Annotated in this window: 18 protein-coding genes; 13 read left to right on the top strand and 5 right to left on the bottom strand. The window is 67.2% G+C overall.

The annotated features are described in order from the left end of the window. Window positions 1–294: 294 nt before the first annotated feature. The 4 genes from G5S35_RS02155 to G5S35_RS02140 all read left to right on the top strand — a co-directional run bounded on the left by G5S35_RS02155 (window position 295) and on the right by G5S35_RS02140 (window position 4,813). Window positions 295–2,487 (top strand): site-specific recombinase, encoded by a 2,193-nt coding sequence (locus G5S35_RS02155; RefSeq protein WP_110325450.1) that lies wholly within the window; start codon window positions 295–297, stop codon window positions 2,485–2,487. 228 nt (window positions 2,488–2,715) lie between these two features. After that, the gene (locus G5S35_RS02150; protein WP_074981560.1) at window positions 2,716–2,994 is read left to right on the top strand and encodes a type II toxin-antitoxin system RelE/ParE family toxin; all 279 of its coding nucleotides are present in this window, start codon (window positions 2,716–2,718) and stop codon (window positions 2,992–2,994) included. 23 nt (window positions 2,995–3,017) lie between these two features. Next, a complete protein-coding gene (locus tag G5S35_RS02145; RefSeq protein WP_065065105.1) occupies window positions 3,018–3,326 on the top strand; it encodes a HigA family addiction module antitoxin in 309 nt (102 codons plus the stop codon). Window positions 3,327–3,487: 161 nt separating this feature from the next. Beyond that, window positions 3,488–4,813 (top strand): THUMP domain-containing class I SAM-dependent RNA methyltransferase, encoded by a 1,326-nt coding sequence (locus tag G5S35_RS02140; protein ID WP_183038520.1) that lies wholly within the window; start codon window positions 3,488–3,490, stop codon window positions 4,811–4,813. A gap of 81 nt (window positions 4,814–4,894) precedes the next feature. Here G5S35_RS02140 and G5S35_RS02135 read toward each other — a convergent pair whose 3' ends face one another. Beyond that, window positions 4,895–5,689: a glycosyltransferase family 2 protein gene (locus G5S35_RS02135; protein ID WP_074981558.1), complete on the bottom strand. Its 795-nt coding sequence runs from the start codon at window positions 5,687–5,689 to the stop codon at window positions 4,895–4,897. Window positions 5,690–6,011: 322 nt separating this feature from the next. Between G5S35_RS02135 and G5S35_RS02130 the strand changes: the two genes are divergently transcribed. Continuing rightward, on the top strand, window positions 6,012–6,404 hold the full coding sequence (locus G5S35_RS02130; RefSeq protein WP_065065108.1) for a VOC family protein: 393 nt from the start codon (window positions 6,012–6,014) through the stop codon (window positions 6,402–6,404). A gap of 197 nt (window positions 6,405–6,601) precedes the next feature. Then, window positions 6,602–7,288, top strand: coding sequence for a helix-turn-helix transcriptional regulator (locus G5S35_RS02125; RefSeq protein ID WP_065065109.1), 687 nt, complete (start codon window positions 6,602–6,604; stop codon window positions 7,286–7,288). A gap of 117 nt (window positions 7,289–7,405) precedes the next feature. Here the strand turns inward: G5S35_RS02125 and G5S35_RS02120 are convergent, their stop codons facing one another. The 3 genes from G5S35_RS02120 to G5S35_RS02110 are packed head-to-tail and all read right to left on the bottom strand — an operon-like array spanning window position 7,406 to window position 10,351. After that, window positions 7,406–8,860 carry an NAD(P)(+) transhydrogenase (Re/Si-specific) subunit beta gene (locus G5S35_RS02120; protein WP_065065110.1) on the bottom strand — a complete coding sequence of 485 codons (1,455 nt, stop codon included), beginning with the start codon at window positions 8,858–8,860 and terminating at the stop codon, window positions 7,406–7,408. After that, window positions 8,860–9,186, bottom strand: a complete 327-nt coding sequence (locus tag G5S35_RS02115) for an NAD(P) transhydrogenase subunit alpha part 2 (RefSeq protein ID WP_065065111.1) — start codon at window positions 9,184–9,186, stop codon at window positions 8,860–8,862. The genes G5S35_RS02120 and G5S35_RS02115 overlap by 1 nt, the downstream gene beginning before the upstream one ends. A 13-nt stretch (window positions 9,187–9,199) precedes the next feature. Then, window positions 9,200–10,351: a Re/Si-specific NAD(P)(+) transhydrogenase subunit alpha gene (locus G5S35_RS02110; RefSeq protein WP_074981556.1), complete on the bottom strand. Its 1,152-nt coding sequence runs from the start codon at window positions 10,349–10,351 to the stop codon at window positions 9,200–9,202. 350 nt (window positions 10,352–10,701) lie between these two features. Here G5S35_RS02110 and G5S35_RS02105 point away from each other — a divergent pair, with 350 nt between their 5' ends. The 3 genes from G5S35_RS02105 (at window position 10,702) to G5S35_RS02095 (ending at window position 14,356) form a co-directional block, all read left to right on the top strand. Beyond that, window positions 10,702–11,214 carry an NUDIX hydrolase gene (locus tag G5S35_RS02105; RefSeq protein WP_124261807.1) on the top strand — a complete coding sequence of 171 codons (513 nt, stop codon included), beginning with the start codon at window positions 10,702–10,704 and terminating at the stop codon, window positions 11,212–11,214. A gap of 33 nt (window positions 11,215–11,247) precedes the next feature. Continuing rightward, window positions 11,248–12,474 (top strand): tRNA 2-thiouridine(34) synthase MnmA, encoded by a 1,227-nt coding sequence (gene mnmA / locus G5S35_RS02100; RefSeq protein ID WP_074981552.1) that lies wholly within the window; start codon window positions 11,248–11,250, stop codon window positions 12,472–12,474. Window positions 12,475–12,748: 274 nt separating this feature from the next. After that, window positions 12,749–14,356, top strand: coding sequence for an FMN-binding glutamate synthase family protein (locus G5S35_RS02095; protein WP_183038519.1), 1,608 nt, complete (start codon window positions 12,749–12,751; stop codon window positions 14,354–14,356). A 138-nt stretch (window positions 14,357–14,494) separates the two neighbouring features. Here the strand turns inward: G5S35_RS02095 and G5S35_RS02090 are convergent, their stop codons facing one another. Then, a complete protein-coding gene (locus G5S35_RS02090; protein ID WP_065065116.1) occupies window positions 14,495–15,106 on the bottom strand; it encodes a glutathione S-transferase in 612 nt (203 codons plus the stop codon). 191 nt (window positions 15,107–15,297) lie between these two features. On the opposite strand from G5S35_RS02090, the gene G5S35_RS02085 reads away from it, so the two are divergent. The 4 genes from G5S35_RS02085 to G5S35_RS02070 all read left to right on the top strand — a co-directional run bounded on the left by G5S35_RS02085 (window position 15,298) and on the right by G5S35_RS02070 (window position 19,669). Further along, window positions 15,298–16,749, top strand: coding sequence for an aminopeptidase P N-terminal domain-containing protein (locus G5S35_RS02085; RefSeq protein ID WP_156773908.1), 1,452 nt, complete (start codon window positions 15,298–15,300; stop codon window positions 16,747–16,749). A gap of 26 nt (window positions 16,750–16,775) precedes the next feature. Continuing rightward, on the top strand, window positions 16,776–18,089 hold the full coding sequence (locus tag G5S35_RS02080) for a UbiH/UbiF/VisC/COQ6 family ubiquinone biosynthesis hydroxylase (RefSeq protein WP_183038518.1): 1,314 nt from the start codon (window positions 16,776–16,778) through the stop codon (window positions 18,087–18,089). A 249-nt stretch (window positions 18,090–18,338) separates the two neighbouring features. Further along, entirely contained in the window at window positions 18,339–19,439 is a 1,101-nt protein-coding gene (dusB, locus tag G5S35_RS02075) for a tRNA dihydrouridine synthase DusB (RefSeq protein WP_065065180.1), read from the top strand. Continuing rightward, complete coding sequence (locus G5S35_RS02070) at window positions 19,436–19,669, top strand: Fis family transcriptional regulator (RefSeq protein WP_065065118.1); 234 nt, start codon at window positions 19,436–19,438, stop codon at window positions 19,667–19,669. Before dusB ends, G5S35_RS02070 begins: the two co-directional genes overlap by 4 nt. Window positions 19,670–19,685 lie beyond the last annotated feature (16 nt).

Below are 19,685 nucleotides of genomic sequence, written 5' to 3'. Positions count from 1 at the left end.
CGCCGCGGCAGCGGTGGCGGCGGCGGTGTCGAAAGGCGGCGCCAAGGCCGCCGTCGTCAAAACGAAGCCCGTCAGCATCGCCTGCCCGCAAGTCGCGCCGGTCGCTGAATCGGCGGGATCGGGGGGTAAAGGCTCGCTCATCGCGCGCCGCTTCCTCGACGGAACGCGGCGCGCGCTCCCACCCGCGTCTCGCCAGTCGGCGCCGCGCTCATGCCGCGCCGGCCCATCTCAAACGGTCAAACGCACGCCGCCCGCGATAATGTCGCGTTGCCTTGTCGCTTTGACCGTTTGCCTATGTTTCGCTCCTTCCCCACGCTCTGGAAAAAATGGCGCGCCTCGCGCAGCGCCGGCCAGCAGCTCGACGCCCTGCTCGCCACCGCCGACGCCGACGCGCCCTACGCCGAACGCAGCGACTGGCTGATCGAACTCGCCCACTGGATCCACCGGCGCGGCAAGCTCGACGGCGCCGGCCGGGTGGTGCCGTCCGCGCCTGACACGTTCGCCGACTCCGCTCACGCCTACGCCACTGCAACCGACGCCGACGCCGACGCCCCGCCGCCGCCCGAACACGCGCGCCTGCGCTACCTGCTGCACGTGCTCGACCGCAATCCGGGCTGGAAGGCGAACGTCGGCGCCATCGTGCGCAAGCTGCTGCGCGAAAGCGACAGCATCTCGCTGCTGTGCGACGCCGGCATGCCGGTTCACTCGGGCCTGTTCGGCGCGCTGGTCGGCCGCGTCCAGGCGCAACTGATACCGCCCGCACCGAACCGCCGCGATCTGGCCGCGCTCGTCACGCTGATGTTCCCCGCCACGCACGATCCCGAGTGGATCGCGACGCTGCCGCCCGACGTGCTCGCACGCCTGCGCGCGCTGATCGCCGAGCCGCAAGCGCTTGCGCAAACCGCATCCGCTTCGCCCGACGACATCCGCGCCAGCCGCGCCCCGCAAGGCACCGAATTCACGCTCGACCTGTTGACCGCGCTGCACAACCTCAGTTGCCAGATCAGCTCGACGGGCCTCTCGCCGACCGTGCGCAGCCGTCTGTCGCGCGACGAATCGCACGTCGCCGTCGAAAAGCTGCCGTTCTTCCGCCTCACGCGCGCGATGCTCGCCGTCGAAAACGCGCGCGACTCGGGCGACGCCGCGCGGCTGCGCCAGGAAGTGACGTGGCTGCGCCTGCTGCTCGACGAATGCCGCAAAGCCACCGACGACGTCTTCGCCCATCTCTACCGCCACGGCGTGCGCGTCGACACCGTGTTCCAGGTCGAACGCATGCGCATGCGCATCGTGCGCGCCGAGCATCTGCTCGACGCCTGGATGTCCAGCGACGACGCCCGCACGCAGGCGCGCCTCGCCGCCGATCTCGTCCGGGCGAACCAGGCGAGCCAGAGCGTCTCGCACCTCGTGCGCAGCAATTTCGCGCTGCTCTCGCGCAAGGTCGTCGAGCTGTCCGCCGACACCGGCGAGCACTACATCGCACGCGACCGCGCCGAATATCTGACGATGTTGCGCATGGCGGCGGGCGGCGGCCTCGTCACGGCGGTGACGGTGTACGTGAAATTCGGCATCACGGGCGCGCATCTGCCGTCGATGATCGAAGGGCTGTTCGCGGGCATCAACTACGCGCTGAGCTTCCTCGTGATGCACTTCTGCCACTTCTCGCTCGCGACCAAGCAGCCCGCGATGACCGCGCCCACGCTCGCGCGCGAACTCGACGGCGCGAACGAAGCGCCGGGACGCGTGCGCTTCGTCTCGTCGGTGGTGGCGCTGATCCGCACCCAGGCGGCGGCCGTGCTCGGCAACGTGCTGCTCGTGTTTCCGGCCTGCCTCGCGATCCAGCTCGTGTGCGGCTGGCTGTTTCACGCCGATCTGATCTCGCCCGCCAAGGCGCACGCAACGCTGCAATCCTTCTCGCTGATCGGCCCGACGCCGTTCTACGCCGCGCTCACGGGCGTGCTGCTGTGGGCGTCGAGCCTGTTCGCCGGTTGGGCCGACAACTGGTTCGTGCTCCATCGCGTCGAGGACGCGCTGGCGTGGAACCGCCGTCTGCGCATGACGCTCGGCACCTCGGGCGCTGCGCGGCTCGCGCGTTTTTGCCGCCTGAACGCGGCGGGCGTGTGGGGCAATCTCGTGCTCGGCATGATGCTCGGCCTCGTGCCGGCGATCGTCTCGGCGGTCGCGTTTCACTTCGAGGTGCGCCACGTCACGCTCTCGGCCGGTTCGATCGGCGTGGCGATGGGCGTGCTCGGCCCGGCGACGCTCAAGAGCGGCGAGCTGTGGTGGGCCGTGGCGGGCGTCGCGAGCATGGCGGTGCTCAACGTGACGGTGAGCTTCGCGCTCGCCTTGCAGATGGCGCTGCGCTCGCGCGACCTCGCGCGCAAGGATGTGCGCCCGCTCATGCGCGCGTTCTGGCGGCGCGTGACGCGGCATCCTGCCGACCTGGTGTGGCCGATGCGCCGCGGCCAGTTGCGTGAAGACAACGAGTGAAACGCGCGTTTTGATCTGCCGTTCGGCCAACGTTACCGCCCAGGTTGACGCCGGCCATCGCGTCCTCACCGCGCCGGCGCGACGCTGAGGGACGCATCCGCCTCGCACGCAGTTTGCACTTTGTGTGCATGCATTTTTCCGTCTGCGAGGCGTTCCTCACGTTTGATCTACGTCGCGGCACGCCACCGGAGGCCGTTGCCGCGTGTAGTCACCTGGGCTACAGTCCTCATGATTCGAACCTTTCGGCACAAAGGTCTTGCATCGTTTTTTTTGGAAGGCAGCAAGGCGGGCATCCAGGCGCACCACGCGTCGCGTCTGCGGCTGCTGCTCGGCGCGCTGGATCAGGCGCGCGGGCCGCAGGACATGAACGCGCCGCCGTGGCGCCTGCACGCGCTGCAAGGCAGTCTCGCCGGGCATTGGGCGGTGTGGGTCAACGGCAACTGGCGTCTCACTTTCCTGTTCGAAGGCGCCGACGCCATCCTCGTCGACTATCAGGATTACCACTGAGGATTACCCCTAAGGGCACACGTATGAGCAGAATGCACAATCCGCCGCATCCCGGCGAAGTCCTGCGCGAATGGATTCCGCCGGAGATCACCGTGACCCAGGCGGCGCACGATCTGCATATCAACCGCGTCACGCTGTCGAACCTGCTCAACGGCAAGGCGGGCATGACGGCGAATCTCGCGCTGCGACTGTCGGCGTGGCTCGGCACCACGCCCGAACACTGGCTCGGGCTGCAGACGCAGTGGGATCTCTGGCAAGCGCGCCGGCAGCCGCGTCCGCGCATCCGGCCGCTTGCGCGTGCGGCCGCGCAAGCCGTCGTGGCGGCGCGCTGAGGGCCGCCTGACGCGGTCCCACGCCCTCTGGCGCGCGCCTTTGCATGCCCATGCGGGCAGCAAGCGCCCGACTTCCGGCGCCCTGGCGGACACGCGCTCCGGCCCGCCCCCACAACCCGCGTACAATAGCGCCTTCCCCGCAGCGTCACCTCTCTTTTCTCATGTCTTTCGATTTCTTCGCCCCCTGCCCGCGTGGCCTCGAAGCCGCGCTCGCCGCCGAACTCGCGGAAACCGCGCAACGGCGCCTGCCGCCCGGCGCGCTCCAGGTCGGCGCCGAAGTGCCCGGCGGCGTACATTTCCGCGGCAACTGGGCCGGCGGCATGGCCGCGAACCTGCATTCGCGCATCGCGAGCCGCGTGCTCCTCAAGATCGCCCAGCGTCCGTATCGCGGCGAGCAGGACATCTACGCGCTCGCCCGCGAGCAACAGTGGGAAAAGTGGTTCTCGCCGAACGAGACGATCCGCATCGACATCACCGCGATCAAGTCGCCGCTGCGCAGCCTCGAATTCGCCACGCTGCGCGTGAAGGACGCGATCTGCGACCGCATGCGCGACAAGGCCGGTTCGCGTCCGAGCGTCGATACCGCTTATCCCGACGTGCGCATCTTCGCCTTCCTGACCGCCACCGAGTGCACGCTCTATCTCGACACGTCCGGCGAGCCGCTGTTCAAGCGCGGCTGGCGTCTCGACAAGGGCGCGGCGCCGCTGCGCGAGAATCTCGCGGCCGGCATCCTGCGCCTGACGGGCTGGACGCCCGAGCAGCCGCTCTACGATCCGATGTGCGGCTCCGGCACCTTCCTCGCGGAAGCGTGGCAAGTCGGCCTCGACATCGCGCCGGGTCTGGAGCGCAGCTTCGGCTTCGAACGCCTCAAGCAGGCCGATTCGGCCGCCTGGCGTCACCTCAAGAGCGAGGCCAACACGGCGCGCAATACGGCGCTGAGCCGCGCGCAGGATCTGCGGATCTTCGGCAGCGACATTTCGGACGTGATGCTCGACAAGGCGCGCGCCAACTTCGCGCGCGCCGGGCTCGGCAAGGTGCCGCTCAAGCAGCTCGACGCCCGCAACATGACACCGCCCGCCGAGGGCGAAGGCATTCTGGTGGCGAATCCGCCGTACGGCGAGCGTATCGAGGTGCGCGGGCGCAACGCGCGCGGCGAACTGCGCGAGCGCAATCCGCGCAACGATGACGACTACGATGCACCGGACGCCTTCCGCCGCGCCCACACCGACGCACCCGACGCCGAGTTCTTCCAGGCGCTCGGCGACGCGCTCAAGCAGCGCTTCACGGGCTGGCGCGCGTTCATCCTCACCTCGGACCGCAAGCTGCCGGGCCAGCTGCGCCTGCGCGAATCGGCCAAGACGCCGCTGTTCAACGGCGCGCTCGAATGCCGTCTGTTCCGCTTCGACCTGATCGCAGGCAGCGTGCGTCAGCGTCCGGCGGCAGGTAACGCCGACGCGGGCAGCCAGCCCGCCGACTCGCGCGACTAAATCGCGCGACTAAACTGCGCCTCGACCGGCGCGGCTCCCCGCCGCGCCGGTAACCACGACTTCACTCCGCACACCTCGCGCTCACACGCGCGACGGCCCCACTTTCGCTCCGCCAGCATCGACCGGCAGCGGATACCCTTCGTACTCCGGAAAGAGCTTCGGCAACAAGAAGTCCGGCAAGCTGTGGCGCGAAAAACAGCGCGACGTCGAAGCCGGATGGATCAGATGCAAGCAACTCCCGCGCGCATCCTCGGCGGCGAGCACGTTCTTGCCCGCGCTCACCACACGCCGGATAAAGCTTTCGTCCTCGCCGAGATTCACATCGTCGAAGCGCGCGATCTCGAACAGCGACTTGCGATACACGTAGGCGAAACCGTAAAAGAGGATGAAGTCCGCGCCGATCTGCATCTTCTCGTGGAACGTCACCGTGCTCACCTCCTGCCCCTTCAGCACATAGTGCAGCCCGACGCGCGCGTTCAGATCCATGTAGCCGAGAAAACGCGTGTGCGGCGCGTACATCCAGAACGTCGAGAGCTTGATCAGCGCGGCGTCGTTCTGGCGCAGCAACGCGGTCATATCCGCGAGATAGTGCGAGGCGTAGTGGTCGTCGTCATCGAAATGGGCGATCAGTTCGCCGCGCGCCTCGCTCACGAGCCGGTTGCGCTTGGCGCCGATCGTCATCGGCTCGCTCGACCAGAGGTAGCGCACGCGGGCGTCGCGCTGCGCGAGATCGCGCATGAACGCGTTCGGCTCGGGGCTGTCGTCGAGCACGAGCCACTCCCAGTCGGCCTGCTGGCGCGCCACGCAGCGCGCGATGGCGGGCAAAAACGCGGCGCGGTTCGCCGTGGGCGTGATGATGGAAACGTTTGGAGACATGAGCGATGCGGTGAGCGCGGCGGCAAGCGGCCGCGGATGAAGGAGGAGATGGAAACGATTACAGCAGAGTCGCGTCCGCGCCTCTCTCAGAAAAACTCGAAAACGCGTCGCGCGAAGATAAAGACGTTGAGCGCAGCCTACTGACAGGACGCTGTCAGCAGGCGGGCCGCACACTCCTCTCCACGCCGTCCGAACACCACCACGCCCGGCGAAACTCGGCACAAAACGCAGCGCGCGCGGCACACGCGGCGTGCGCCACGTGCCGTCATCTGCTGCCAGTTTTCATCCATCTCGTCCAACCTGCTCATTCGAGGAGCGCATCATGTCGACCGTTGAAGCCACCCGCGTCATTTCCTGGTTCGAAATCCCCGCGCACGATCTGGAGCGCGCCGCCCGGTTCTACGAAACCGCCTTCGATACGTCCTTGCAGCGCGAAGTCATGGGCGGCGTGCCGATGGCCCTGTTCGCGCATACCGACAACGAAACCGGCGGCTGCATCGTGTTCAATCCGCGCGACGCCCGCCCCGACACCAAGGGCGTGCTCGTGTATCTGAACGCGCAGCCGTCGGTCACGGCCGTGCTCGATCGCGTCGAAAAGGCGGGCGGCCGCAAGGAAGGCCCGGCGCTGGAACTGCCGAACAATTACGGCTACATCGGCTTTTTCATCGATACGGAAGGCAATCGCGTCGGGCTGCACGCGGCCAAGCTGGGCTGAACGCGGCGCAGCGGCGGCGTATCGGCGGCGTGTCAGCAGCGCATTAGCGACGGCACGCGGCAAGGCGCGGTGCGCGCGCGGCGCTATCATCTGCGCAACGCAATCCGCACAACGCAATTTATGCGGACGCCCCGCGCCGCCGCCCAAGCCGCACACCGCGCCGTTCCCGCCCATCGAGTCTCCCGCGCCCGACCGCCATGACCCGCCGCGCCGACCGTCTTTTCCGCATCGCCGAACTGCTGCGCGGACGCCGTCTCACCACGGCGCAGCAGCTTGCCGAATGGCTCGAAGTCTCGCCGCGCACCGTCTATCGCGACGTGCGCGACCTGCAACTGTCGGGCGTGCCGATCGAAGGCGAAGCGGGCATCGGCTACCGGCTCGCGCGCACCGCCAGCCTGCCGCCGCTGACCTTCACCGCCGACGAACTCACCGCGCTCGCCGTCGGCGCGCGCATGGCCGAGTCGTGGGGCGGCGCGGCGCTCGGCACCGGCGCGCGCGGCGCGCTCGCGAAGATCGCCGCCGCCATGCCCGCCGAAAAACGCGCGGTGCTCGAACGCATCGCCGTGTTCGCGCCGTCGTATCACGTCGATCGCGCGTATTCGGACAAAGTGGATGCGCTGCACCGCGCCGTCGATTCGCGGCTCGTCGTGCGCTTCGCGTATTGCGACCGCATCGGCGCGCAGACGCTGCGGCGCGTCTGGCCGCTCGGGCTGGTCTATTGGGGCGCGCAGTGGACGGTCGGCGCGTGGTGCGAAATGCGCGAGGGCTTTCGCAACTTCAACATCGAGCGCATGGAAAGCGTGGAAGTGCTCGAACCGTTTCCCGACGTGAGTGGACGCCGGCTCGCCGATTATCTGCGGCACGTGAATGCGCCGTCGCGCTGAGGCTTTCCTCTTGCACGATGAATGTGCGTGAAGCACCGCGCCAATAAAAAAGCGCGCATCGCTGCGCGCTTTTTCTTCTGCATGGTCCACCGGCCAGGCCGCCGATGAACGCAGCGCTTACTCCACTGCCTTCACCATATCCTCGATCACCTTCTTCGCGTCGCCGAACACCATCATGGTTTTATCCATGTAGAAGAGTTCGTTGTCGAGCCCCGCGTAACCGGCCGCCATCGACCGCTTGTTGACGATGATCGTGCGCGCCTTGTACGCCTCGATGATCGGCATGCCCGCGATCGGCGACTTCGGATCGTTCTTGGCGGCCGGATTCACCACGTCGTTTGCGCCGAGCACCAGCACCACATCGGTCTGGCCGAACTCGTTGTTGATGTCCTCCATCTCGAACACCATGTCGTAGGGCACTTCGGCTTCGGCGAGCAGCACGTTCATATGGCCCGGCATGCGGCCCGCGACCGGGTGAATCGCGTAACGCACGTCCACGCCTTTTTCGACGAGCTTGTCGGTGAGTTCCTTGAGCGCATGCTGCGCGCGCGCCACGGCGAGGCCGTAACCCGGCACGATCACCACGCTTTCGGCGTTGCCGAGCATGAACGCGGCGTCGTCGGCGGAACCCGACTTCACCGGACGCTGCTCCTGCGCGCCGCCCACCGCCGCCGCGCCCGCTTCCGCGCCGAAGCCGCCGAGCAGCACGTTGAAGAACGAGCGGTTCATCGCGTGGCACATGATGTACGAGAGGATCGCACCCGACGAACCCACCAGCGAACCGGCGATGATCAGCATCGCGTTGTTCAACGAGAAGCCGATGCCCGCCGCCGCCCAGCCCGAGTACGAGTTGAGCATCGAGACCACCACGGGCATGTCCGCGCCGCCGATCGGAATGATGATGAGCACGCCCAGCGCGAACGCGATCAGCGTCATGATGATGAACGGCAGCCACGACTGCGTGACGAAGAACAGAATGCCGAAGCCGATCATGCCGAGCGCGAGCATCAGGTTGATCAGATGCTGGCCCGGATACACCACGGGCGCGCCCTGAAACAGCCGGAACTTGTACTTGCCCGAGAGCTTGCCGAAGGCGATCACCGAGCCGCTGAACGTAATCGCGCCCACGAAGGTGCCGATAAACAGTTCGATGCGGTTGCCGTACGGCAGGAAGCCCGGATACGGCGCGTCTTCCGCGACGAGTCCGAAGGCCGCCGGCTCCGACACCACCGCATACGCGATGCACACCGCCGCGAGACCGATCAGCGAGTGCATGGCCGCGACGAGTTCGGGCATCTTCGTCATTTCGACGCGCGCGGCCACGAACGCGCCCAGCCCGCCGCCGACGATCAGCGCCGCGAACAGCAGCCCGAGGCCCAGCCCGAGATTCGAGCCGAATTGCGCGGATTCCTTGACGATCAGCGCAATCGTCGTGAGGATCGCGATGGCCATGCCGACCATGCCGAACAGATTGCCGGCGCGCGCGCTGCGCGGATTCGACAGCCCCTTGAGCGCCTGAATGAAGCAAACCGACGCCACCAGATAAAGCAGCGTAACGACGTTCATGCTCATCACGCGCCCTCCTTGCCGGCCGCCGGGAGCTTCTTCGGCTCTTTCTTGCGGAACATCTCCAGCATGCGCCGCGTGACTAAAAAGCCGCCGAACACGTTCACGGCCGCGAGCAGCACGGCCAGCGTGCCGAAGAACTTGCCCGCGAAGCCCACGGTCAGGCCGGTGGCGAGCATCGCGCCCACGATCACGATCGCGGAGATCGCATTGGTCACGGCCATGAGCGGCGTGTGCAGCGCGGGCGTGACGTTCCAGACCACGTGATAGCCCACGTACACGGCCAGCACGAAGATGATCAGATTGATGACGGTATGGTTGATGAGTTCCATCTCGGTCTCCTCGTCATGCCTTGCGCGTGACGGCGCCGTCGCGAGCCAGCAGCGTGGCCGCGACGATGTCGTCCGCGAGGTCGATGTTGAGCGTGCCTTCCTTCGTGACGATCAGCTTGAGGAAGTCGAGCAGATTGCGCGCGTAGAGCGCCGAGGCGTCGGCGGCCACCATCGACGCGAGATTCGTGTAGCCGCAGATCTGCACGCCGTGCGCCGTCACCACCTGGTCCGCGACGGTCAGCGGGCAATTGCCGCCGCGCCGCCCGGCGGCCGCGTCGGCGATCGGTCCGCGGCCGGCCGCGAGGTCGATCACGACCGAACCCGGCTTCATCGCCTGCACGGTTTCCGACGGCAGCAGCGTGGGCGCGTCGCGGCCCGGAATCAGCGCGGTCGAAATGACGATGTCGGCCTGACGCGCGCGCTCGTGCACCAGCGCCGCCTGGCGCGCGAGCCACGACGGCGGCATGGGCCGCGCGTAGCCGCCCACGCCTTGCGCGGCATCGCGCTCCTCGTCGGTTTCGTAGGGCACGTCGAGGAATTTCGCGCCGAGCGATTCGATCTGCTCCTTCACCGCCGGACGCACGTCCGACGCCTCGATCACCGCGCCCAGCCGCCGCGCCGTGGCGATCGCCTGCAGGCCCGCCACGCCCGCGCCGAGGATCAGCACGCGCGCGGCCTTCACGGTGCCGGCGGCGGTCATCAGCATGGGCATGAAGCGCGGATACAGGTTCGACGCCACCAGCACCGCCTTGTAGCCGGCGATATTGGCCTGCGACGACAGCACGTCGAGGCTTTGCGCGCGCGTGGTGCGCGGCGCGGCTTCGAGCGCGAACGCGGTCAGGCCCGCATCGGCGAGCCGTTGCGCATTGTCCGCATTAAAGGGATCGAGCATGCCGGCCAGCACCGCGCCGCGCTTCATGAAGGCCAGTTCGCTGACGCTCGGCGACTGGACCTTGAGCACGAGATCGGCGCCGAATGCGGCAGCCGCGTCGGCGATCTGCGCGCCGACGGCCGTATAGGTTTCGTCCGGAAAGCTCGCGCCGACACCGGCGCCTGCCTGGATGGTGACCGTATGGCCCTGCGCGACGTATTTCTTGACGGTCTCGGGCGTCGCGGCCACACGGCTTTCGTTCGCCCGGGTTTCTGCGGGCACTCCGATATGCATCGTTGTTTCCTCCTCGGCCTGCTTCTCTTTCTGATCTGGCTCGAATCGAGCGGAGTAAGGCCGACGAGGCGCGCCGGCTCTTATTGCAACGTTCTCGACATTCTCAAACGGGCAAGGCAACGGCAAACGACGCACCACTTTAACCGAAAGGGGCGCGGCCTTTGAAGCGGGATTTATCCCCTTTTTTTGTATCGCCTACAACGCGGCATGTCGTCCGACCGGACGGTTGGCGGCGCGCCTGGCGAGCCGCCCGGCAGATTGGCAAGGCATCCCAGGCATCGCCGTCCGCGCGTCGCGCCGACGATCCGGCCCCGGGCAGCGTTTGGCGCGTCCCGGTAAAATAGCGGCCCATGAACGATGAAACCTGGGCACCCCACGTTACCGTGGCCGCCGTCGTCGAGCGCGACGGGCGTTTTCTGCTCGTCGAGGAGCACACGGCGAACGGCCTGCGCCTGAACCAGCCCGCCGGCCATCTGGAGGCCGGCGAGACGCTGCACGAAGCCGTCGTACGCGAAACGCTCGAGGAAACCGCCTACGCATTCGCGCCCGAGGCGCTCGTCGGCATGTACATGACGCACTTCGGCAAGCCGGGCGAGTCCGGCACGACCTATCTGCGCTTCACGTATTGCGGCAACGTCGCGGCCGAACCGGAAGATCGCGCGCTCGATCCGGACATCGTCCGCACGTTGTGGATGAGCGTCGACGAGCTGCGCGCCGCGAGCGAGCGCCATCGCACGCCGCTCGTGATGCAATGCGTCGACGATTACCTCGCGGGCAAGCGCGCGCCGCTCGATTTCGTGCAGACGCACGCGGTCGGGCCGAAGGCGGACGGCACGGCAGGCACCGTGGGACCCAAAGGCTAAGCGCCGCGATCCGGCGCAACAAGGCAGCAGAAGATGAGCAAACGTAGAGTGGTGGTAGGCATGTCGGGCGGCGTGGATTCGTCGGTGACCGCATGGCTGCTCAAGGAGCAGGGTTACGACGTCGTCGGTCTGTTCATGAAGAACTGGGAAGACGACGACGACGGCGAGTACTGCTCGACGCGTCAGGACTGGATCGACGTGGTGTCGGTCGCCGACCTGATCGGCATCGACGTCGAAGCGGTGAACTTCGCCGCCGAGTACAAGGACCGCGTGTTCGCGGAGTTCCTGCGCGAGTATTCCGCGGGCCGCACGCCGAACCCCGACGTGCTCTGCAACGCCGAGATCAAGTTCAAGGCCTTCCTCGACCACGCGATGACGCTGGGCGCGGAAACCATCGCGACCGGCCATTACGCGCGCGTGCGCCAGAACGAAAGCAACGGCCGCTTCGAACTGCTCAAGGCGCTCGATCACACCAAGGATCAGTCGTACTTCCTGCATCGTCTGAACCAGGCGCAGCTCTCGAAGACGATGTTCCCGCTCGGCGAGATTCCCAAGACGAAGGTGCGCGAGATCGCCGAACAGATCGGCCTGCCGAACGCGAAGAAGAAGGATTCGACCGGCATCTGCTTCATCGGCGAGCGGCCCTTCCGCGACTTCCTGAACCGCTATCTGCCGACCAAACCGGGCCCGATGATGACGCCCGACGGCAAGACGGTCGGCGAGCATATCGGCCTCGCGTTCTACACCTTCGGGCAGCGCAAGGGCATTGGCCTCGGCGGCAGCAAGGACGGCAGCGGCGATCCGTGGTTCGTGGCGGGCAAGGACATCGCGTCGAACACGCTTTATGTCGTGCAGGGCCACGATCACCCGTGGCTGCTCGCGCACGATCTGCGCGCGGGCAACGTGAGCTGGGTCGCGGGCGAGCCGCCGGCCGACGGCCACGCGTGCGGCGCGAAGACGCGCTATCGCCAGGCCGATGCGCCCTGCTCGTTCGCGAATGCGGCTGAGTTCGGCGACGGCCAGTTCTCGCTGCATTTCCCGGACGCGCAATGGGCCGTGACGCCCGGCCAGTCCGCCGTGCTCTATGACGGCGAGGTGTGCCTCGGCGGCGGCATCATCGAAGCGGTCACGACGCTCGAACCGCACGTGCCCGCCGTGCTGCCACCGGTCGCGCCGAAGAAGAAGCGCTCGCCGCGCAAGAAACCGGCACAATTTGCCGCCGGTGCGAAAACCGGCGCCGCGACGGCCGGCCAGGCCTGAGCAGACTCAAGCTCAATTTCAGGCTCAGGCTCGACACGCGCGGCGCACCCTGCGCCGCGCGCTCCCTCCTCCTCCCTCGCTTGGCGAATCGCTGCGCAAATCTTGCGCGCAGCTTTCCTCGCGCATTTGTCAATGCGGCAAATTTGCCCGCCTCCCGGCTAGTTTCACGAACTTGCGGCATCATTCGGGCACGCCGCCGCCGTTACCCGGGCGCGGCGAACGCGCGCCGCCCGACCGGCTGGCGCGACGACACAAGAGATCGAGGAGTCCCCGAATGTTTTCCCGACGTTACCTCGCCATGTGGTGCGCGGTGCTGCTGCTCGCAGCCTGCGTGATCGCAGCGGCGCTCCATCACCTGTCGTGGCTGTGTGCCGCAGTGCCCGCGCTGATCGTCGCGCTCGGCCTCTGGGACATGACCCAGCAACGCCACGCGATCCTGCGCAATTACCCGCTCTGGGGCCATCTGCGCTTCCTGTTCGAATTCGTGCGGCCCGAAATCCGCCAGTATTTCGTCGAAGACGACACCGACGAAAAGCCGTTCTCGCTCGTGCAGCGCAGCGTGGTTTATCAGCGCTCGAAGAACGTCGTCGACAGCCGCCCGTACGGCACCGAACTCGACGTGAAGGCCGTCGGCCACGAGTGGATCAGCCACTCGCTCGCGCCGACGAAACTCGACAGCAGCGACTTCCGCATACTGGTCGGCGCGACCCGCGAACAGCCGTACTCGATGTCGCTCTTCAACGTCTCGGCGATGAGCTTCGGCGCGCTTTCCGCGAATGCGATCCGCGCGCTCAACCTCGGCGCGAAAAAAGGCGGCTTCGCGCATGACACGGGCGAAGGCTCGCTCTCGAAGTATCACCGCGAACACGGCGGCGACATCATCTGGGAAATCGCCTCGGGCTACTTCGGCTGCCGCAACGACGACGGCACCTTCAGCGCCGAAAAATTCCAGCGCCTCGCGCACGAGCCGCAAGTCAAGATGATCGAGGTGAAGCTTTCGCAAGGCGCGAAGCCGGGCCACGGCGGCATGCTGCTGGCCGCGAAGGTCACGCCCGAAATCGCCGAAACGCGCGGTATTCCGTTGGGGCATGACTGCGTGTCGCCGTCGCGCCATTCGGAGTTCTCCACGCCGCGCGGCCTGCTCGAATTCGTCGAGCGCCTGCGCAAGCTCTCGGGCGGCAAGCCGACCGGCTTCAAGCTCTGCATCGGCCATCCGTGGGAATTTTTCGGCATCGCCAAGGCCATGCTCGAAACCGGCATCCTGCCCGACTTCATCGTCGTGGACGGCGCGGAAGGCGGCACGGGCGCGGCGCCGATCGAGTTCACCGATCACATCGGCACGCCGCTCCAGGAAGGGCTGCTGCTGGTGCACAACACGCTCGTCGGCATCGGCCTGCGCGACAAGATCAAGATCGGCGCGAGCGGCAAGATCATCACCGCGTTCGACGTGGCGCGCACGCTCGCAATCGGCGCGGACTGGGTCAACTCGGCGCGCGGCTTCATGTTCGCGGTCGGCTGCATCCAGGCGCAGAAGTGCCACTCGGACCGCTGCCCGACCGGCGTCGCCACGCAGGACCCGGTGCGCCAGCGCGCGCTCAACGTGCCCGACAAGGGCGAGCGCGTCTACAACTTCCATCGCAACACGCTGCACGCGCTGCAGGAACTGATCCAGGCCGCCGGTCTCGCCAGCCCCGCCGATCTGCGCGCGCATCACATCGTGCGGCGCGTGTCGTCGTATGAAGTCAAGCTGATGTCGGAGCTGCTCAAGTATCTGAAGCCCGGCGATCTGCTCGAAGGCCGCTATCGCTATCAGTTGTACGAGAAGTGGTGGCCGGTCGCGCGCAGCGATTCGTTCGCGCCGGAAGTGGAAAAGATCGTCTGACGACGGAGTCATTGACGCAGCGATCGATGCGTGCGCAACATCATAGGCGTAGCGCACGCATGGCGAAAAAAAAAGCGCGCAGAGCGAATCTGCGCGCTTTTTTGTGTCCGCGAGACCGAGCCTCGCGGGCGGCGGACCTCAGCCTTGCGGCACGGTGTCCGCGAACGACGCGCGCTGCATCAGCTTCTCGAAGTGCTTCGCGAGATTCGGATACGGCTCGCGCCAGTCGAGTTCCGGCTGGCGGAAGTCGAGATAGCCGAGCGCGCAGCCCACGGCGATATCCGCGAGCGTGTAGCGGTTGCCCGCGCACCACGCGTTGGCGTCGAGACCCTTGGCCATCGCCTTCAGACCTTCCTGAATCTTGCGCTGCTGACGCTCGATCCACGCTTCGCTGCGCTGCTCGGGCGTGCGCTGCGTGTATTCCGAGCGGATCAGGACGGCGGCGTCGAGCATGCCGTCGGCGAGCGCTTCCCAGCACCGCACTTCGACGCGCTCACGCCCGTTCTGCGGAATCAGCTTGCCGACCGGCGAGCGCATGTCCACGTATTCGCAGATCACGCGCGAATCGAACACCGCCTCGCCGTCCTCCATCACGAGACACGGCACCTTGCCCAGCGGGTTGAAATCGTGGATGGCGGTTTCCTCGCCCCACACGTTCTCAAGCACCAGCTTGTAGTCGATTTTCTTTTCAGCGAGCATGATCCGCGCCTTGCGGACATACGGGCTGCCGAGCGAACCGATAAGTTTCATCGCACCTGCCTTTTCTGTAATCCGGCCGAAGTATACGTTGGATTCGCCAAATTCTGACGGGTTGACTTCGGTCACGCAGGATTTTGCCGACAGATGCGTCAGGAAGACGACAGCCTGGACGCCCCGCGCCGCAGCATCGGGACACCTGTCGGACCCGACAATCAGACGCTGCGATCGCACGCTACAATCGCATGATGGACACGACCCTCACGGAAAGCGCCTCGGCCGCTTCGCGCGCCGCTGCCGATGCGCCGCGCGGCCCCGACGGCGGCGCAGAGCTTTACCGCGCGCGCCGCGAACGCGTACTCGCCGCGCTGCGCGCCCAGGGCGGCGGCGTGGCGCTGGTGCCGACCGCGCCCGAAGTGCTGCGCAACCGCGACGCCGATTATCCCTACCGGCACGACAGCTATTTCTACTACCTGACCGGCTTCACGGAGCCGGAGGCGCTGCTCGTGCTCGACGCGAACGCGGGCGAGAACCAGCCGTCGTCGGTCCTCTTTTGCCGCGCGAAGAACGTCGAGCGCGAAACGTGGGAAGGCTTCCGCTTCGGGCCCGACGGCGCGCGCGAGGCGTTCGGCTTCGACGCCGCGCTGCCATTCGACGACCTCGACGCGCAGATCCCGCGTCTGATCGCGAACCGGCCCGCGCTGCATTACGCGCTCGCGGCGTCGGAGCGTTTCGACGCCCAGGTGAAGCGCTGGATCGACGCCGTGCGGGCGCAGGCGCGCGGCGGCACGAGCGCGCCCGCCGCCGCGTACGACCTGATTCCGCTGCTCGACGACATGCGGCTCATCAAGGACGCGCACGAACTCGACACCATGCGCCGCGCCGGCCACATTTCCGCGCTCGCGCATGTGCGCGCGATGCAGGCCTGCCGCCCCGGCATGCACGAGTACGAGATCGAAGCCGAACTGCTCTACACGTTCCGCAAGCACGGCGCGCAGTCGCCCGCCTACGGCTCGATCGTCGCCGCGGGCGCGAACGCCTGCGTGCTGCACTATCCGGCGGGCAACGCCGTGGCGCGCGACGGCGACCTGATCCTGATCGACGCCGCGTGCGAGCTGAACGGCTATGCCGCCGACATCACGCGCACGTTTCCCGCGAGCGGACGCTTCACGAGCGCGCAGCGCGAGCTGTACGACATCGTGCTGGCCGCGCAGCAGGCCGCCATCGACGCCACGCGCGCGGGCGTGAACTTCGAGGCGCCGCACGACGCCGCCGTGCGCGTGCTCGCGCAAGGGCTGCTGGACACCGGCATCATCGACAAAACCCGCTTCGCCTCGGTCGACGACGTGATCGCCGAACGCGCCTACGCGCGCTTCTACATGCATCGCACGGGACACTGGCTCGGCATGGATGTGCACGACGTCGGCGATTATCGCGAGCGCGGCGTGCAACCCGGCGCGCAAGCCGACGCCCCGCCGCCGTGGCGCACGCTGCGCGCCGGCATGACGCTGACGATCGAGCCGGGCCTTTACGTGCGCGCGGCCGAAGACGTGCCCGAGCGCTATTGGGACATCGGCATCCGTATCGAGGACGACGCGATCGTCACCGAAACCGGCTGCGAGCTGATCACGCGCGGCGTGCCCGTCCATGCCGACGAAATCGAAGCCCTGATGCAGGACGCGCGCCGCGGCGCGTGAGCACGACGAGAACCGACAGAACCACTATGAACGCAGCGACCGACCCTTCGACGCACGCCGACCGCGCGCCCTACGACTACGACGTGCTGATCGTCGGCGCGGGGCCGGTGGGGCTCGCGCTCGCGGGCTGGCTGGCCGGACGCAGCGCGACGGCGCAACTGTCGGTCGCGCTGATCGACGCACGCGAACCCGAAGACTGCGCGGGCGACCCGCGCGCGATCGCCGTCTCGCAAGGCAGCCGCACGCTGCTGCAAGCGCTCGCGTGGCCGCAGGACGCGACGCCCATCGAGCGCATCCACGTCTCGCAGCGCGGTCACTTCGGCCGCACGCTGATCGACCGTCACGATTACGCGTTGCCCGCGCTCGGTTACGTCGCGCGCTACGGTGCGATCGTGCAGTCGCTCGCGCACGCGCTCAAGACGGCGCTGCCCGGCACGCGCGTGCACTGGCTGCATCACACGCAGGCGCACGAACCGACCGTCGATCACGACGGCGTGACGCTGCCCGTGGAAAGCGCGGGCGTCGTGCGTACGCTGCGTGCGCGCATTCTCGTGAACGCGGAAGGCGGGCTGTATCGCGCGCAATCGGAACGGAAAAAGAAGCAGGAAGCTTCTGAGGAATCGCGCGCTGAAGCCGATGTTGATATCGATATCGATGAAGCCGACTCCGCGCCCGAATCGCCGACGCAAAAGCGTACGCGCGATTACGGCCAGACCGCGCTCGTCGGCGTGGTGACGGTCTCGGCGCCGCAGCCGCACGTGGCGTGGGAACGCTTCACCGAGGAAGGCCCGATCGCGCTGCTGCCGATGGGCGGCGTGCGCGGCGCCGATTACGCGCTCGTCTGGTGCAGCGCGCCGGACGAAGCCGAACGCCGCGCCGCCCTTTCCGACACCGATTTCCTCGCCGAACTCGGCGCGGCGTTCGGCGCACGCATGGGCCGCTTCACGCAGATCCACGGACGCGCATCGTTTCCGCTCGGCCTCACGGCGCTCGACACGCTGGTGTCGGGCCAAAGCCGCATCGCGGCGGTCGGCAACGCGGCGCAAACCCTGCATCCGGTCGCGGGACAAGGTCTCAATCTCGGTCTGCGCGACGCCCACGCGCTCGCCGACGCGCTCGCGCAACACGGCGCCACGCCGCTCGCGCTCGCCGATTTCGCGGGCCGCCGCGCCCTCGACCGCCGCCTGACGATCGGCGCCACCGACACGCTCGCGCGTCTGTTCACCATCGATTTCCCGCCGCTCGCGACGCTGCGCGGCCTCGCATTGACTGCGCTCGAATTCGTGCCGCCCGTAAAGGCGGCGCTCGCGCGGCAGATGATGTTCGGGCAGCGCAGTTGAGGCGGCACAGCGTCCGCGGTTGAAATTGCGCTCAGGGTCGAATCGTATTTAAAAGCAGCGCGCCGGGGCGTCCCCGCCCGGCCCGCGCAGCCTCGATTCCATCAACGCCCCCGCCACACCAGGGTCCGCGACCCGAGCCCCCGCATCTTGTTAACGCTAAAATAGACGTTTCCCCTTTTGAGCCGCCGCGCCGCCTGCTTCGACCTCTGTCGGAGCCAACCGGGCGCGCCGCTGCATTTTTCGCGCGTCATGTCCACATCCGGGTCCCCCCTCGGCCTTACCATCGGCCGTCACAGCCTGCGTAACAACCTGTTCGTCGCCCCGATGGCGGGCGTCACCGACCGGCCGTTCCGCCAGTTGTGCAAGCGTCTCGGCGCGGGTTACGCCGTGTCGGAAATGGTCGCGTCGAACGCGCAGCTCTGGAAGAGCGAAAAGACCATGCGCCGCGCCAATCACGCGGGCGAAGTGGAACCCATTTCCGTGCAGATCGCGGGCGCCGACCCGCAGATGATGGCCGAAGCGGCGCGGTATAACGTCGCAAACGGCGCGCAGATCATCGACATCAACATGGGCTGCCCGGCAAAAAAGGTCTGTAACGTGGCCGCCGGTTCCGCGCTGCTGCAAAACGAGCCGCTCGTCGCACGCATCGTCAAGGCCGTGGTGGACGCCGTGGGCGTGGGGCCGGACGCCGTGCCCGTCACGCTCAAGATCCGCACCGGCTGGGACCGCGACAACCGCAACGCGCTGACCATCGCGCGCATCGCCGAGGAAAGCGGCATCGCCATGCTCACCGTGCACGGCCGCACGCGCGCCGACCTCTATCACGGCGACGCGGAGTACGAAACGATTGCCGCCGTGAAGGCCGCCGCGCGCATTCCGGTCGTCGCCAACGGCGACATCCGCACGCCGCAGAAGGCGCAGCACGTGCTCGCCGTCACCGGCGCCGACGCGATCATGATCGGCCGAGCTGCGCAGGGGCGTCCGTGGCTGTTCCGCGAAATCGAGCATTTCCTCGTCACCGGCGAGTTGCTGCCGTCGCCGCGCGTGGACGAAATCCAGACCATCATGAATGAGCATCTGGAGGACCACTACGCGTTTTATGGCGAGTTTACGGGCGTGCGTACTGCGCGCAAGCATATCGGCTGGTACACTCGCGGCCTTTGCGGCGCCAATACCTTCCGGCACCGCATGAATACGCTGGACACCACGCGCGAACAGCTCGCCGCCGTCAACCAGTTCTTCGACGAGCAGAAGGCCGTATCCGACCGTCTCGTCTATGTCGACGAAGAAAGCGGCGCGGAAGGCGAGCAAAACGGCGGGCGCGAACCAACCGATCGACTGGCAGCATGAGCAAGCACAACATCGAACAATCCGTCCGCGAGAGTCTGGGCATGTATTTCCAGGACCTCGACGGCTCCAATCCGCACGACGTCTATGAAATGGTGATGGCGTGCGTCGAAAAACCGATGCTCGAGGTGGTGCTCGAGCAGGCCGGCGGCAACCAGTCGCTGGCCGCCGAGTACCTCGGCATCAACCGCAATACGCTGCGCAAGAAGCTCCAGCAGCACGGCCTGCTGTAACGGCCGTCGCCCGCCT

Origin of the sequence: Paraburkholderia tropica, from assembly GCF_014171495.1 — a bacterium.
In the GTDB taxonomy this organism is placed as follows: domain Bacteria; phylum Pseudomonadota; class Gammaproteobacteria; order Burkholderiales; family Burkholderiaceae; genus Paraburkholderia; species Paraburkholderia tropica.
The sequence above is the reverse complement of the archived record's forward strand: the minus strand, read 5'-3'. Positions and strand labels throughout refer to the sequence as shown.